Consider the following 13,491-nt stretch of genomic DNA (forward strand, 5'->3'; position numbering starts at 1 on the left):
GAGATGGCCGGAGTAGCCGGTGGCGCGGCACTGGCCGCCCCCCACCGCCCTACTGGCAGGCTCCCAGCGCCACCTGGTAGGAGCGCTGGATATGATCCTCCATCAGCGCCTGGGCAGCGGCCACTTTCCCCGCCAGTGCCAGCTCCACCAGCTGGTCATGCTGCTGGTTGAGCTGATCGCGCACCTGTGGGGCCGGCGGGGCCAGGCGCCGGTAGCGATCGAACTGGTCATGCAGCTGCTCGATGAAGCGCAGCAGCCAGGCCGAGCCGCAGGGGGCCAGCAGGGTGCGATGGAACTTGCCGTGCAGCCGCTCCCACTCCTCGACCGGCTGCGCGGTCTCATCGGCTCGCCTGAGCCGATGCGCGGCGGCCAGCAGTTCCGACTCCCACTCCGCATTGCCGCGCTCGATGGCCCGCTTCAGCGCCATCACCTCCAGTTCGCGACGCATCTCGGCGATATCGTCCAGCTCGTCCCGGTTCAGGCCCGGCACGCGAAACCCGCGCTGGTTCTCCTGGATCAGCAGCCCATAGGCCGCCAGGCGGTTGAGGGCCTCGCGCAGCGGGCTGAGCCCCACCTCGTAGTGCTCCTTCAGGGCGCTGATCGCGACCTTCTCCCCGGCCTTGAAGCGCCCGTTGACGAGGTCCTGGCGCAGGGTGTCATAGATGAGGCTGGACCTTGTCGTCCCGCCCTTGCGCTTGGGTGCTCCCATACCCCCTCCCGTTTTTCGCTCCGTGAATGGCCTGCGTCATCACGGGTTGACGCCGCTTCGGACGCCGACCTATAGTCGAAACTATAATCGATTTTTTAAATTCAGCACGATTCAAGAGAATTTAATCTATGGTTGGTACCGGCACCGATCTGGAGATTCGACACCCATGACCGCCCAGCGCAAGGCGCCGCTGGGCGCCCTCTTCTGGTCCTTCACCCGCATCGGCCTGCTCGGCTTCGGCGGTGGTCCCGCCATGATACCCCTGGTGCAGCAGGAGGTGGTCAAGCGCCACGCCTGGATGACGGACGAGGAGTTCGCCGATGTGCTGGCCATCGGCAACACCCTGCCCGGCCCCATCGCCACCAAGATGCCGGGCTATATCGGCTACCGCGTCGCCGGCCTGGCCGGCTGCATCATCGCGGTCGGTGCGGTGATCGTGCCCATGATCCTGGCCATGATCCTGCTGCTCGGGGTCTTCAGCCGCTATCGCGACGTGGCCTGGATCCATGGCATGGGACAGGCGGTGGTGCCGGTGGTGATGGTGATGCTGGCCCAGCTGACCCTGGACTTCTGGAACAAGTCGCGCCTGGCGCTGGGCTGGGCCATCAGCCTGGCCATGGCGGCCGTCGCCGGCGGCCTGATCTACGGCCTGGGCCTGCACCCCGGCTGGGTGATCGGTGCCCTGCTGATCACGGCCCTGCTGCGGCCGGGCCAGAAGGCCACGGAGGCGAGCTCATGATCTACTGGGAGCTGTTTCTCGCCTTCTTCATCCCCAACATCATCGGCTACGGCGGCGGGCCGGCGATCATTCCGCTGATCGAGGCGGAGGTGGTCGGACGCTACGGCTGGATGAGCGCCCAGGCATTCGCCGAGACCCTGGCCCTGGGCAACGCCCTGCCGAGCCCCATCGCCACCAAGATGGCCGGCCAGGTCGGCTACGAAGTGGCCGGGGCGGGGGGCGCCCTGGTGGCCGTGCTCGCCACGGTGGTGCCGTCGCTGCTGCTGATGCTGGGCGCCCTGGGCCTGCTCTATCGCCACCGGGAGTCGCCCCGGGTCAAGCGCATGAGCCAGTGGGTCCGTCCGGTCATCGCCCTGATGATGGGCTGGCTGACCCTCGGCTTCTTCCTGGAGGGCGTCGACGGCGCCGGCCTGCTCCACACCCTGGTGATCGGCATCGCCGCCGCCGTTGCCCTGCTTCGCTTCCGCGCCCACCCCGCCTTCGTGGTGCTGGGGGCGCTCGTCTATGGAGGACTCTTCCTCGGCTGATGACCTCGGCCCCGACCCGAACGACCCGCCCGGTACGCCGGGCCCATAACAAGACCCCAAGCGGGAGCACGCGCTCGCACCAGCGCCGCCTCGAGCGGCGACTGCACCAGACCACAACAGCAAAGGTGTCCGACATGACGCGTTCCAGACTGACCCAGACCTTCGCCGCCATTGGCCTCGCTGCCGGCCTCGCCCTCACCGGTACGGCCCAGGCCGACTACCCCGAACAGGACATCCGCCTGGTCATCCCCTACGGCCCGGGCGGCGCCACCGACATCATCTTCCGCCTCATCTCCCAGGAGGCCGAGGGCCACCTCGGCACCTCGATCGTGCCGGTCAACATGGCCGGCGCCGGGGCTACCCTGGGCTCCCGGAACGTCAAGGATGCCCGCCCAGACGGCTACACGCTGCTGGGCAGCCACGACACCATCGCCCTCTCCAAGCTGGCGGGCACCGTCGACTACTCCTACGACGCCTTCGAGCCCGTCGCCCTGCTGACCCAGACGATCAACATCCCGGCGGCCCACGCCAACCACCCGGTGCAGTCCGCCGACGAGATCGCCGACTACATCCGTGAGAACCCCGGCCGGGTGCGGATCAGCATGATCCCGAGCTCCACGGACCACTTCTTCTGGGTGCAGTTCTTCGACGCCGCCGGCATCGACATGGCCGACGTGCGCCTGGTGGGCTACCCGGACACCGGCGAGCAGGTCTCGGCGCTGCTGGCCGAGGAGATCGACTTCGCCATGTTCAACCTGCCCTCCGGCGGCGCCTTCTTCGAGGACGGCATCTTCCGCCCGCTGGGCGTGGCGCATCCCGAGCGCCTCGACGGCCTGCCGGAGGTGGCGACCCTGCGCGAGCTCGGCATCGAGATGGATCACTCCACCAGCCGCGGCATCTTCGCCCCCAAGGGGACGCCTCAGGAGATCCTCGACACCCTCGCCGAGGCCTACCAGGCCTTCCTGGACGAGAACGAGGCCGCCCTGAGTGCCGCGGCCGAGAACATCGACTTCCAGAACTGAGCCCGTGGTGGTGCCGTCGTCCGGCGGCGCCACCGGAGAGACGCCCATGTTGACCCTGACCAAGGACCGCGCCCTGGCCCTGGTGATGCTGGTGATCGCTGGCATCATGCTGGCGGAGACGCGCCACATCCGTCCGCCGACCAGCTGGCAGCCCTACGGCTCGGCGCTGTTCCCCCGCATCCTGCTGGTGGTGATCGGCCTGCTGGCCCTGCTGATCCTGATCCGCTCGCTGTTCCAGGGCGCCCCCCCGCGCGAGGCGCCGAGACGCTCCTTCCGGGAGTGGCTCGCCCACCATCGCATCGTGCTGTCGCTGTTCGCCCTGTTCGGTGCCTATGCGCTGTTGCTGCCGCTGCTGGGCTACATCATCAGCACCCTGGCCTTCATGGTCAGCGCCCTGGCGCTGCTGCTGGGCGTAGACCACTGGCGCAAGTGGGCCCTCAATCTCGGGGTGAGCTTCACCCTGGTGCCCCTCGTCTACGTGATCTTCCGTTACGGCCTGCGGGTCTGGCTGCCCTGAACGATCTGGAGTGACCCATGGCGGACTTCTTTCTTCAAGCGCTCGGCCAGGTCAGCAGCCCCTCGGTGCTGCTGCTGATCCTGGTCGGCGTGCTCTTCGGCATCATCGGCGGAAGCATCCCCGGCTTCACCGTCACCATGGCCATCCTGGTGGTCTTCCCCTTCACCTTCGCCATGGACCCGGTGAGCGGTGTCTCGCTGATGGTCGGCGTCTTCGTCGGCGGCTACTCGGGCGGGATTGTCTCGGGGGTGATGCTCGGCATCCCCGGCACCCCCTCCTCGATCACCACCGTCTACGACGGCTACCCGATGGCCCAGAACGGCCAGCCCGGTCGGGCGCTCGGCATCGGGGTCGCGGCCTCGTTTCTCGGCACCCTGATCAGCGTGGCGGTGCTGGTCTTCTTCGGCCCGCTGATCGCCAGTTTCAGCATGAACTTCCGCCCCTGGGAGATCACCGCGCTGATCATCTTCGCCCTCACCCTGGTGGCGGGGCTCTCCAACGGCGCCCTGCTCAAGGGGCTGCTGGCGGCGGCCCTGGGGCTCCTGATCACCACGGTGGGCTATGACCGCAACAGCAACCTGCGCTTCGACTTCGGCATCCCGGCGCTGAGCTCCGGCTTCGAGATCCTACCGGTGATGATCGGCATCTTCGCCTTCTCCCAACTGCTGGGAAATCTCGAGAAGCTGCGCGACGACCCCCAGGGGGCGGGCCGAAACGTCGACACCAACGTGGCTATCCCCTACGGCACCATCCTCAAGGACATGGCGGGACAGAAGCTCAACACCCTGCGCTCCTCGCTGATCGGCAGCCTGGTGGGCGCCCTGCCCGGCACCGGCGGCACCGTGGCCAACTTCATCAGCTACGACCAGGCCAAGAAGTTCTCGCGCCACCCGGAGCGCTTCGGCAAGGGCACCCCGGACGGCATCGTGGCCTCGGAGGCCTCCAACAGCGCGGTGGCCGGCGGCGCCTTCGTGCCCACTCTGGCGCTGGGGATTCCCGGCGACCTGCCCATGGCGATCATGATGGGCGTGCTGATCCTGCACGGCATCACCCCGGGGCCGCTGATGTTCGAGCAGAACCCGGTGCTGGTGGGTGCCATCTACGCCAGCCTGCTGATCGGCGCGGTGGTGATGGTGCTCTGCCAGCTGATGCTGGTGCGCTGGTTCGCCAAGATCTCGCTGATCCCTCAGCAGGTCCTGGTGCCGGTGGTGCTGATGCTCTGCGCCATCGGCGCCTACGCGCTGAACAACAACCTCTTCGACATCTGGGTGCTGTTCATTTTCGGCCTGCTCGGCTACCTGCTGTGGAAGGCCGAGGTGCCGCTGACGCCGCTGATCCTCGGCGTGGTGCTGGGCAACAACCTCGAGCGCCAGCTGTTCCGGGCCCTCGAGCTCGACGACAGCTGGATGACCTTCCTGACGCGACCGCTCTCGGCGCTGTTCCTGGCCCTGGCCGTGGCGTCGATCGTCTTCTCGCTCTACCAGGACCGCAAGATCCAACGCAACCGACTCAAGGCCCAGCAGGGCGACGCCTGACCCGACTCAAGGAGCTTTCGATGCAACACGATGCGCTTTACTACCCCAGCCCCTCGCGCCGCATGGCCGCCTTCGGCACCCGCGGCATGGTCGCCACCTCCCAGCCGGTGGCCGCCCAGGTGGGCATGAGCATCCTCCAGCGGGGTGGCAACGCCGTGGATGCCGCCATCGCCTCGGCCGCGGCGCTGACCGTGGCGGAGCCCACCTCCAACGGCATCGGCAGCGATGTCTTCGCGATCGTCTGGCTGGACGGCAAGCTGCACGGCCTCAACGCCAGCGGTCCGGCGCCCCAGGCGGCCACCATCGAGGCCATGCAGGCCCTGGGGCATGAAAGCATGCCCAACCACGGCCTGCTGCCGGTCACCGTGCCCGGCGCCCCGGCCGCCTGGGCGGCGCTCTCCGAGCGCTTCGGCCGGCTACCCTTCGCCGAGCTGCTGGCACCGGCCATCGCCCTGGCCGAGGAGGGGTATGCGGTCACCCCGGTGATCCACCAGATGTGGGAGGAGGCCTTCCACACCTACGCCGCCTATGGCGATGCCAGCTTCGCGCCCTGGTTCGATACCTTCGCCCCCGAGGGGCGCGCCCCGCGGCCGGGCGAGCGCTGGGCGGCGCCGGACCACGCCCTGACCCTGCGCCGCATCGCCGAGACCCAGGCGCGGGACTTCTACGAGGGCGAGCTGGCCGAGCGCATCGATGCCTTCTCCCGCGAGCACGGCGGGCTCTTGCGCAAGGAAGACCTGGCGAGCTTCGCACCGGAGTGGGTCGACCCGATCAGCGTGCGCTACCAGGGTCATGACATCTGGGAGATTCCGCCCAACGGCAGCGGCCTGATCGTGCTGCAGGCGCTGGGCATGCTGGAGCGGCTGGGGCCGGAGGGACGCGACCCGGTGGAGACCCTGCACCGGCGCATCGAGGCCACCAAGCTGGCCTACGTGGACGGCTTCGCCCATATCACCGAGCAGGGGGCCATGCGCCCGAGCGTCGAGCAGATGCTCGCCGACGACTACCTCAAGGCCCGCGCCGGGCTGATCGGCTTTGATGCCCTCGACCCGGTCCACGGCAACCCGCTCAGCGGCGGCACCGTGTATCTCGCCACCGCCGACGGCGAGGGCAACATGGTGTCGTTCATCCAGAGCAACTTCAAAGGCTTTGGCTCGGGCATCGTGGTCCCCGGCACCGGCATCAGCCTGCAGAACCGCGGCTGGTCCTTCTCGCTGGACCCCGAGCACCCCAACGCCCTGGCCCCGGGCAAGCGCACCTACCACACCATCATCCCAGGCTTCATCACCAAGGACGGCGAGGCGGTGGGCCCCTTCGGGGTGATGGGCGGCTACATGCAGCCCCAGGGGCACGTGCAGGTGGTGACCAGCATGCTGCAGGACCACCTCAACCCCCAGGCGGCCCTCGACATGCCGCGCTGGAAGTGGACCAAGGGCCGCACCGTGGAGGTCGAGCCCCACTTCCCCGACCACCTCGCCCAGGCGCTGGCCCGGCGCGGCCACCACATCGTCAAGGTGGCCGACACCATCAGCTTCGGCCGCGGCCAGATCATCCTGCGCGACCACGACACCGGCGTGCTGAGCGGCGGCACCGAACCGCGCACCGACGGCGCCGTGCTGCCCTGGTAGCGGGACCGGCCGGCTCTCCTGACGGGGAGAGCCGGCCGAGGCCAGGCCTCACTCGATGTTCTGGATCTGCTCCCTCATCTGCTCGATCAGCACCTTGAGCTCCACCGCGCAGCGGGTGGTGCTGGCCACCACCGACTTCGAGGAGAGGGTGTTGGCCTCGCGGTTGAGCTCCTGCATCAGGAAGTCCAGGCGCCGGCCCACCGGGCCCTTCTGCTTGAGCTGGCGCTCCACCTCGGCCACATGGGTGGCCAGGCGGTCGAGCTCCTCGTCCACGTCGGCCTTCTGGGCCAGCAGGGTCAGTTCGGCCTCCAGGCGCTGGGGGTCGAGCTCGCTCTTCACCGCCTCCAGGCGCTCCAGCAGCAGGCTGCGCTGGCGCTCCCGTATCTGCGGCAGCAGGCTGCGCACTTCGGCCACCAGGGCCTCGATGGCGACGAGCCGCTCGCGGATCAGGGCGGCGAGCTTCTCGCCCTCTCGGGCGCGACCGGCCACCAGGTCATCCAGGGCGGCCTGAAACAGGGCCAGCGCCGCGGCCTTGACGCTCTCGGGGTCGGGGCCGCGGCTCTCCAGCACGCCGGGGTAGTCGAGCAGCGCCAGGGCATCGGGCGGGGTGGCATCGGCCACGGCCTGGCGCACCTCGCCCAGGACGCGGGCGAGCTCCGCCAGCCGCGTCGCGTTCACGCTGAGGCCCTCGGCCGCCCCGGCGGCCTCGAAGCGCAGGCTCACCTCCACCTTGCCGCGGGCCAGCCGGCCGCGCAGCGCCTCGCGGAAGGCCGGCTCCAGGTCGCGCAGGCTCTCCGGCAGGCGGAAGTGGGGCTCCAGGTAGCGCTGGTTCACCGAGCGCAGCTCGAGCTGCAGGCTGCCCCAGTCGGCGGTGTGCTCCTGGCGGGCGAAGGCGGTCATGCTGTGGACCATGGCGAGGACTCCGGGGTGACGCGGATGAACGGACAGAAGTGTCGGATAGGCCGAGTGTACCCGATTCGCCGATGCGGCTGCCCAAGGGTGTAGAATGGCCGCCAGCCATGATTCCCGTGCGTTTCAGACCCGACCCAAAGAGGTGATATGTCCACTCCGTTTCGACGCCCCAGCGGCCGTGCGCCCGAGCAGCCCCGCGAGATCCGCCTGACCCGCGACTACACCCGCCACGCCGAGGGGTCGGTGCTGGTGGAGTTCGGCGACACCAAGGTGCTGTGCAACGCCAGCGTCGAGCCCGGCGTGCCGCGCTGGCTGCGCGGCAAGGGCCAGGGCTGGGTGACCGCCGAGTACGGCATGCTGCCCCGCGCCACCCACACCCGCGGCGGTCGCGAGGCGGTCCGCGGCAAGCAGGGCGGCCGCACCCTGGAAATCCAGCGCCTGATCGGCCGCTCGCTGCGGGCGTCGCTCAACCTCAAGAAGCTCGGCGAGTTCACCATCACCGTGGACTGCGACGTCATCCAGGCCGATGGCGGCACCCGCACCGCCTCCATCACCGGTGGCTGCGTGGCGCTGGTGGACGCCATCCGCTACCTGCAGCGCAAGAAGCTGATCAAGAGCGACCCCTTCGTGCAGCTGGTGAGCTCGGTCTCCGTGGGGCTCTTCAAGGGGGTGCCGGTGGTGGATCTGGACTACCCCGAGGACAGCGGGGCGGATACCGACATGAACGTGGTGATGGCCGAGGACGGCAGCCTGATCGAGGTGCAGGGCACCGCCGAGAAGGGCACCTTCAGCCGCGCCGAACTCAACGCCATGCTGGAGCTGGCCGAGAACGCGGGTAACCAGCTCTTCGACCACCAGCGCGAGGCGCTGGGCATTCCGCGGTAAGCAGGAAGCGAAGGGCGCCGGGCAAGGTCCCCCAACGCATCACGCCGGCCATGGTGGCCGGCGTGCTGCGTTCCGGTGAACCGGAACGGCGACGGGGAAGGGCGTCAGATCGGCAGGTCGTACTCGACGATCAGCGGGGCGAACTCCGAGAAGGTGGCGTCGTAGTCGACCCAGGCGTCCACCACATGGCGGCGGAAGTTGGGGCCCACCACCTGGTAATCGATGCGCCAGCCCTCCTGGCGGGAGCGCGGCACCTCCTGGTCGAGCTTGGGCCACCAGGTGTATTCGCCGGCGTCGCGGTTGATCTCGCGGAAGCAGTCGATGAAGCCGGTGGGGCCGAAGACCTGATCCATCCAGGCGCGCTCCTCGGGCTTGAAGCCGGGGGTGTCCTGGTTGTCGGCCCAGTTCTCCAGGTCGATGGTCTTGTGGGCGATATGCCAGGTGCCGCAGATGATGTACTCGCGGCGCTTGCGAGCCATCTTGCTCAGGTACTCCTGATACTGGGCCATGAAGGCCTCCTTGGCGGCGAAATCGCTGCCGTCGGGCATCAGGAAGCTGGCGATGCTGAAGCGGTCGTAGTCGGCCTGCAGGAAGCGCGCCTCATGGTCGCACTGGGGGAAGCCCAGCCCGTACATGATGGCCTTGGGAATCTTCCGGCAGTAGATCCCCACCCCGGAGAAGCCGTCCTGCTCGGCGTCGAGGAAGTAGCCCTCGTAGCCTTCCGGGTAGAGGATGCTGTCGTCCAGCTCGAAGCTCTTGGCCTTGAGGTTCTGGACGCAGACGACATCGGCATCCTGGCTGGCCAGCCAGTCGAGAAAGCCTCGACCGACGGCCTCGCGGATGCCGTTGACATTGACTGTTGCTATTTTCATACGTGGTCCCTTTACCGTCGCGCGTGTATGATACCCGACGTTTCGACGTTTGGGTAAATGGCTACGGCCAATAAAGGTGATAGGAGCCAGCGGTGGAGCATTCCGGCACGCCTGCGCTGCAGGACTACCAGCGTGAATTCATCGAGTTCGCCATCGAGCAGGGGGTGTTGCGCTTCGGCGAGTTCACCCTGAAGTCGGGTCGGGTCAGCCCCTACTTCTTCAACGCCGGGCTGTTCCGCACTGGCGGTGCCCTGGCGAGGCTGGGGCGCTTCTATGCCCGCGCCATCGTCGACCGTGCCCCGGCCTTCGACGTGCTCTTCGGCCCCGCCTACAAGGGCATTCCGCTGGCCGCCACCGCGGCCGTCGCCCTGGCCGACCATCACGGCCGCGACCTGCCCTACGCCTTCAACCGCAAGGAGGCCAAGGCTCACGGCGAAGGTGGCAATATCGTCGGCGCCGAGCTTTCCGGTAATATCCTGATCATCGATGACGTGATCACCGCCGGCACCGCCATCCGCGAGGTGATGACGTTGATCGAGGCGGCCGGTGCCGAGGCCGCCGGCGTGATCATCGCGCTCGACCGCCAGGAGCGCGGCACGGGCGAGCAAAGCGCCATCCAGGAGGTCGAGCAGACCTACGGCATGCCGGTGGTCAGCATCGTGACGCTGGACATGGTCCTGGCCTATCTTGAAGAGCAGGCTGGCGATGCGCTGCGCGGCCATGCCGCCGCCATTCGCGACTACCGGGCACGCTACGGCGTCTCGGCCGACTGAAAGCGACCGCACCAGCAGGCAAGGGTGAAGCTCGCCATAGAGCGGGCCACTGACAAGGAGAGCGAGATGAAAAAGACACTGACGCTGCTGACCGGCCTGGCCCTGCTGGGCACCGCGGGGATCGCCCAGGCGGCCAGCTTGGATCTCAACCTGGGGCCCGATGCGGTGCAGTTCGAGGCCGCCGGTGAGGTGGTGGACGGCATCAGCCTGGGTGGCGGCGTGGTCCACAGCGAGTATCGCGAGGACGCCACGGTGTTCCACGCCCAGCTGATGGGCGCCAACCATACCCGTGACCACGAGGTGGGCGTGGGCGCGCGCTGGACCCAGTACGACACCGACTACGGCAAGGGCGGTGGCCTGGGGCTGGGCGGCTACGGCTATGTCTACCTGCCCAACCTGCCCGAGGTCTCCCTGGGCGGCTACGGCTTCTATACCCCCGGCGTGGTATCCAGCCGCGACCTGGAAGACGGCTACGAGATCGGCGTGCGCGCCCGCTACGCCTTCACCCCCAACGTGGATGGCTACCTGGGCCTGCGCCAGCTGGGCGCCGACTTCGACAACGACGCCGGCACCCGCACCCTGGATCGCGGTGCCCAGGTTGGCGTGCGCCTGCGCTTCTGACCGCTCCCGCCGCCTGCCGCCGCCGATGATCGCGGGCCCCGTCACGGGGCCCGCCTGCGTTCCACCGGGGCCCCTACCGGAACCACCATGCTCGATGTCGTCCTCTACCAGCCCGAGATCCCGCCCAACACCGGCAACCTGATCCGGCTCTGTGCCAACACCGGCTTTCGCCTGCACCTGATCGAGCCGCTGGGCTTCGTGCTGGACGACAAGCGCCTGCGCCGCGCCGGGCTCGACTACCACGAGTGGGCAGCGGTGCGGGTGCACCCCGACTGGGAGGCCTACCTCGAGGCGGCCGCACCGGCGCGGGTATTCGCCGTGTCGACCCGGGGCCGCACCGGCTATCATGAGCCCGCCTATGGCGAGGGCGATGCCCTGGTGTTCGGCCCCGAGACCCGCGGCCTGCCCCAGGCGATGCTCGATGCCCTGCCCGAGCCCCAGCGGCTGCGCATCCCCATGCGCGAGGAGAGCCGCAGCCTGAATCTCTCCAACGCTTGCGCGGTGCTGGTCTACGAGGCCTGGCGACAGCTGGGCTTTCCCGGCGCTGCCGCGGTGGACTCTGTGAGGCCCGTGCGATGAATGCCCCCGTCACCATCCAGCAGCGCCTGGCCCGGCTCAACCCCCGCCAGCAGGAGGCAGTACGCTATATCGATGGCCCCTGCCTGGTGCTGGCCGGCGCCGGCTCCGGCAAGACCAGCGTGATCACCACCAAGATCGCCTACCTGGTGCAGGCCTGCGGGATGAGCGCCCGGCGCATCGCCGCGGTGACCTTCACCAACAAGGCCGCCCGGGAGATGAAGGAACGGGTGGGCCAGATGCTCAAGGGGCGCGAGGGGCACGGGCTCACCGTCTCCACCTTCCATACTCTGGGGCTCAACATCATCCGCCGCGAGCTCAAGGCGCTGGGCTACAAGGCAGGCTTCTCGCTGTTCGACCCCGAGGACGCCAAGGCGCTCTTGCGTGACCTGATGCAGAAGGATGCTCAGGTGGACGCCGAGGCGATCAACTCGGTGCAGCATCAGATCTCGGCCTGGAAGAACGACCTGGTGCTGCCTGGCCAGGCGATGTCCCACGCCGCGGACGACGACGAGCTCTTCGCCGCCCGGGTCTATGAGGCCTACAACCGCCACCTCAAGGCCTACAACGCGGTGGACTTCGACGACCTGATCCTGCTGCCGGTGGTGCTGCTGCGCGACGACCCCGAGGTCCTGGCCCGCTGGCGCAAGCGCATTCATTACATGCTGGTGGACGAGTACCAGGACACCAACGTCAGCCAGTACCAGCTGGTGCAGCTGCTGATGGGGGAGCGCCAGACCTTCACCGTGGTGGGCGACGACGACCAGTCGATCTACGCCTGGCGCGGCGCGCGCCCTGAGAACCTGGTGACCCTGGGCGAGGACTTCCCGCGCCTGCAGGTGGTCAAGCTGGAGCAGAACTACCGCTCCACCGGTACCATCCTGCGCGCCGCCAATACCCTGATCAGTCACAACCCCCATGTCTACGAGAAGACCCTCTGGTCGGAGATGGGCGAGGGCGCGCCGATCCGCGTGGTGGTCAATCGCCACGAGGAGGCCGAGGCGGAGCGGGTGGCCAGCGAGATCCTCACCCGGCGCATCAAGGAGAAGGCCGAGTGGCGCGACTTCGCGGTGCTCTACCGCGGCAACTTCCAGGCCCGCCTGCTGGAGCTCAAGCTGCAGCACTACCAGGTGCCCTACAAGCTCTCCGGCGGCACCTCCTTTTTCTCGCGCAACGAGATCAAGGACGCCATGGCCTACCTGCGACTGCTGATCAACCCGGCGGACGACAACGCCTTCCTGCGCATCGTCAACGTGCCGCGCCGGGAGATCGGCCCCGGCACCCTGGAGAAGCTGGCCAACTATGCCAACGAACGCGGCATCTCGCTGTTTGCCGCCTGCCATGAGCTGGGTTTGGAACAGGTGCTTCCGACACGGGCGGTGGAGCGGCTGGGGCGCTTCACCCACTTCATCGACGGGGTGCGACGGCGCATGGACCAGGGCGACGCCATCGCCGCCATCCGCGACATGCTGCGCGAGATGGACTACGAGGCGTGGCTCTACCAGAACGCCAGCGCCCCCACCATCGCCGAGCGGCGCATGGCCAACGTCTGGATCCTGATCGACCAGCTCGAGAAGTCGATGCAGTCGGACCCCGAGGAGAGCATGGCCTCCGAGGAGACCGAGACCGACAGCGTGGAGGCGGCCATCTCCCGGCTGGTGCTGCGCGACATTCTCGAGCAGCAGGCGGAGGAGGACGACTCCGATCGCGTCCAGCTGCTCACCATGCACGCCTCCAAGGGGCTGGAGTTTCCCCACGTCTACCTGATGGGGCTCGAGGAGGAGCTGCTGCCCCACCGCAACGCCATCGAGGCGGGCACCGTGGAGGAGGAGCGCCGCCTGGCCTATGTGGGCATCACCCGGGCGCGGCGCACCCTGACCCTGACCTTGGCTCGCCAGCGCAAGGCCTTCGGCGAGCTGATGGACTGCGCGCCGAGCCGCTTCCTGGACGAGCTGCCGGCAGGTGACCTGGAGTGGGAGGGGCGGCCGGACCGCGAGGATCCGGAGAAGAAGCAGGCCCGCGGCCAGGACGCCATCGCCGGGCTGCGCTCTCTACTGGGCTGAGGGCTCTTTACTCGGCAGAGGGCTCTCTGCTGGGCCGAGGGCTCTCTGCTGGGCCGAGGGCTCTACTGTTAAGCTGAAGACTCTCTACACAGCTGAAGGCTCTTGTCCACCA

General features: G+C 68.3%; 14 protein-coding genes. 11 read left to right on the forward strand and 3 right to left on the reverse strand.

The features are described from left to right. Nucleotides 1-49 precede the first annotated feature (49 nt). Nucleotides 50-709, reverse strand: coding sequence for a GntR family transcriptional regulator (locus DER72_RS07815; protein ID WP_110069440.1), 660 nt, complete (start codon nt 707-709; stop codon nt 50-52). A gap of 166 nt (nt 710-875) precedes the next feature. Between DER72_RS07815 and DER72_RS07820 the strand changes: the two genes are divergently transcribed. The 6 genes from DER72_RS07820 (at nt 876) to DER72_RS07845 (ending at nt 6,677) form a co-directional block, all read left to right on the forward strand. Next, nucleotides 876-1,448 carry a chromate transporter gene (locus DER72_RS07820; protein ID WP_110069441.1) on the forward strand — a complete coding sequence of 191 codons (573 nt, stop codon included), beginning with the start codon at nt 876-878 and terminating at the stop codon, nt 1,446-1,448. Beyond that, entirely contained in the window at nt 1,445-1,975 is a 531-nt protein-coding gene (locus tag DER72_RS07825; RefSeq protein ID WP_110069442.1) for a chromate transporter, read from the forward strand. The genes DER72_RS07820 and DER72_RS07825 overlap by 4 nt, the downstream gene beginning before the upstream one ends. Before the next feature lie 134 nt (nt 1,976-2,109). Next, a complete protein-coding gene (locus tag DER72_RS07830; RefSeq protein WP_110069443.1) occupies nt 2,110-2,997 on the forward strand; it encodes a tripartite tricarboxylate transporter substrate binding protein in 888 nt (295 codons plus the stop codon). 46 nt (nt 2,998-3,043) lie between these two features. After that, on the forward strand, nt 3,044-3,514 hold the full coding sequence (locus DER72_RS07835) for a tripartite tricarboxylate transporter TctB family protein (RefSeq protein WP_110069444.1): 471 nt from the start codon (nt 3,044-3,046) through the stop codon (nt 3,512-3,514). 17 nt (nt 3,515-3,531) lie between these two features. Beyond that, nucleotides 3,532-5,049, forward strand: a complete 1,518-nt coding sequence (locus DER72_RS07840; protein ID WP_110069445.1) for a tripartite tricarboxylate transporter permease — start codon at nt 3,532-3,534, stop codon at nt 5,047-5,049. Between the two features lie 20 nt (nt 5,050-5,069). After that, nucleotides 5,070-6,677 (forward strand): gamma-glutamyltransferase family protein, encoded by a 1,608-nt coding sequence (locus DER72_RS07845; protein WP_110069446.1) that lies wholly within the window; start codon nt 5,070-5,072, stop codon nt 6,675-6,677. A 48-nt stretch (nt 6,678-6,725) separates the two neighbouring features. Here the strand turns inward: DER72_RS07845 and DER72_RS07850 are convergent, their stop codons facing one another. Then, nucleotides 6,726-7,589, reverse strand: a complete 864-nt coding sequence (locus DER72_RS07850) for a YicC/YloC family endoribonuclease (RefSeq protein WP_110069447.1) — start codon at nt 7,587-7,589, stop codon at nt 6,726-6,728. Nucleotides 7,590-7,736: 147 nt separating this feature from the next. On the opposite strand from DER72_RS07850, the gene rph reads away from it, so the two are divergent. Continuing rightward, nucleotides 7,737-8,474: a ribonuclease PH gene (gene rph, locus DER72_RS07855; protein ID WP_110069448.1), complete on the forward strand. Its 738-nt coding sequence runs from the start codon at nt 7,737-7,739 to the stop codon at nt 8,472-8,474. A 104-nt stretch (nt 8,475-8,578) separates the two neighbouring features. Here the strand turns inward: rph and DER72_RS07860 are convergent, their stop codons facing one another. Then, nucleotides 8,579-9,346 carry an exodeoxyribonuclease III gene (locus DER72_RS07860; RefSeq protein ID WP_110069449.1) on the reverse strand — a complete coding sequence of 256 codons (768 nt, stop codon included), beginning with the start codon at nt 9,344-9,346 and terminating at the stop codon, nt 8,579-8,581. A 92-nt stretch (nt 9,347-9,438) separates the two neighbouring features. Here DER72_RS07860 and pyrE point away from each other — a divergent pair, with 92 nt between their 5' ends. The 4 genes from pyrE (at nt 9,439) to rep (ending at nt 13,379) form a co-directional block, all read left to right on the forward strand. Beyond that, a complete protein-coding gene (pyrE, locus tag DER72_RS07865) occupies nt 9,439-10,119 on the forward strand; it encodes an orotate phosphoribosyltransferase (RefSeq protein ID WP_258306237.1) in 681 nt (226 codons plus the stop codon). A 66-nt stretch (nt 10,120-10,185) separates the two neighbouring features. Next, entirely contained in the window at nt 10,186-10,740 is a 555-nt protein-coding gene (locus DER72_RS07870; protein ID WP_110069450.1) for a YfaZ family outer membrane protein, read from the forward strand. Nucleotides 10,741-10,827: 87 nt separating this feature from the next. Beyond that, nucleotides 10,828-11,319 (forward strand): tRNA (uridine(34)/cytosine(34)/5-carboxymethylaminomethyluridine(34)-2'-O)-methyltransferase TrmL, encoded by a 492-nt coding sequence (gene trmL, locus DER72_RS07875; protein ID WP_110069451.1) that lies wholly within the window; start codon nt 10,828-10,830, stop codon nt 11,317-11,319. Further along, nucleotides 11,316-13,379, forward strand: a complete 2,064-nt coding sequence (gene rep / locus DER72_RS07880) for a DNA helicase Rep (RefSeq protein WP_110069452.1) — start codon at nt 11,316-11,318, stop codon at nt 13,377-13,379. Before trmL ends, rep begins: the two co-directional genes overlap by 4 nt. The last annotated feature ends 112 nt before the right edge of the window (nt 13,380-13,491 follow it).

Source organism: Halomonas sp. A11-A (assembly GCF_003182195.1).
Lineage (GTDB): Bacteria > Pseudomonadota > Gammaproteobacteria > Pseudomonadales > Halomonadaceae > Halomonas > Halomonas alkalicola.

Bases quoted from the DNA above. Each gene is read 5' to 3' on its own strand.
- DER72_RS07825 (WP_110069442.1), top strand. From the start codon at position 1,445: ATGATCTACTGGGAGCTGTTTCTCGCCTTCTTCATCCCCAACATCATC.
- rep (WP_110069452.1), top strand. From the start codon at position 11,316: ATGAATGCCCCCGTCACCATCCAGCAGCGCCTGGCCCGGCTCAACCCC.
- DER72_RS07840 (WP_110069445.1), top strand. From the start codon at position 3,532: ATGGCGGACTTCTTTCTTCAAGCGCTCGGCCAGGTCAGCAGCCCCTCG.
- DER72_RS07850 (WP_110069447.1), bottom strand. From the start codon at position 7,589: ATGGTCCACAGCATGACCGCCTTCGCCCGCCAGGAGCACACCGCCGAC.
- DER72_RS07830 (WP_110069443.1), top strand. From the start codon at position 2,110: ATGACGCGTTCCAGACTGACCCAGACCTTCGCCGCCATTGGCCTCGCT.
- DER72_RS07860 (WP_110069449.1), bottom strand. From the start codon at position 9,346: ATGAAAATAGCAACAGTCAATGTCAACGGCATCCGCGAGGCCGTCGGT.
- DER72_RS07845 (WP_110069446.1), top strand. From the start codon at position 5,070: ATGCAACACGATGCGCTTTACTACCCCAGCCCCTCGCGCCGCATGGCC.
- DER72_RS07870 (WP_110069450.1), top strand. From the start codon at position 10,186: ATGAAAAAGACACTGACGCTGCTGACCGGCCTGGCCCTGCTGGGCACC.
- DER72_RS07815 (WP_110069440.1), bottom strand. From the start codon at position 709: ATGGGAGCACCCAAGCGCAAGGGCGGGACGACAAGGTCCAGCCTCATC.
- DER72_RS07820 (WP_110069441.1), top strand. From the start codon at position 876: ATGACCGCCCAGCGCAAGGCGCCGCTGGGCGCCCTCTTCTGGTCCTTC.
- rph (WP_110069448.1), top strand. From the start codon at position 7,737: ATGTCCACTCCGTTTCGACGCCCCAGCGGCCGTGCGCCCGAGCAGCCC.
- DER72_RS07835 (WP_110069444.1), top strand. From the start codon at position 3,044: ATGTTGACCCTGACCAAGGACCGCGCCCTGGCCCTGGTGATGCTGGTG.
- trmL (WP_110069451.1), top strand. From the start codon at position 10,828: ATGCTCGATGTCGTCCTCTACCAGCCCGAGATCCCGCCCAACACCGGC.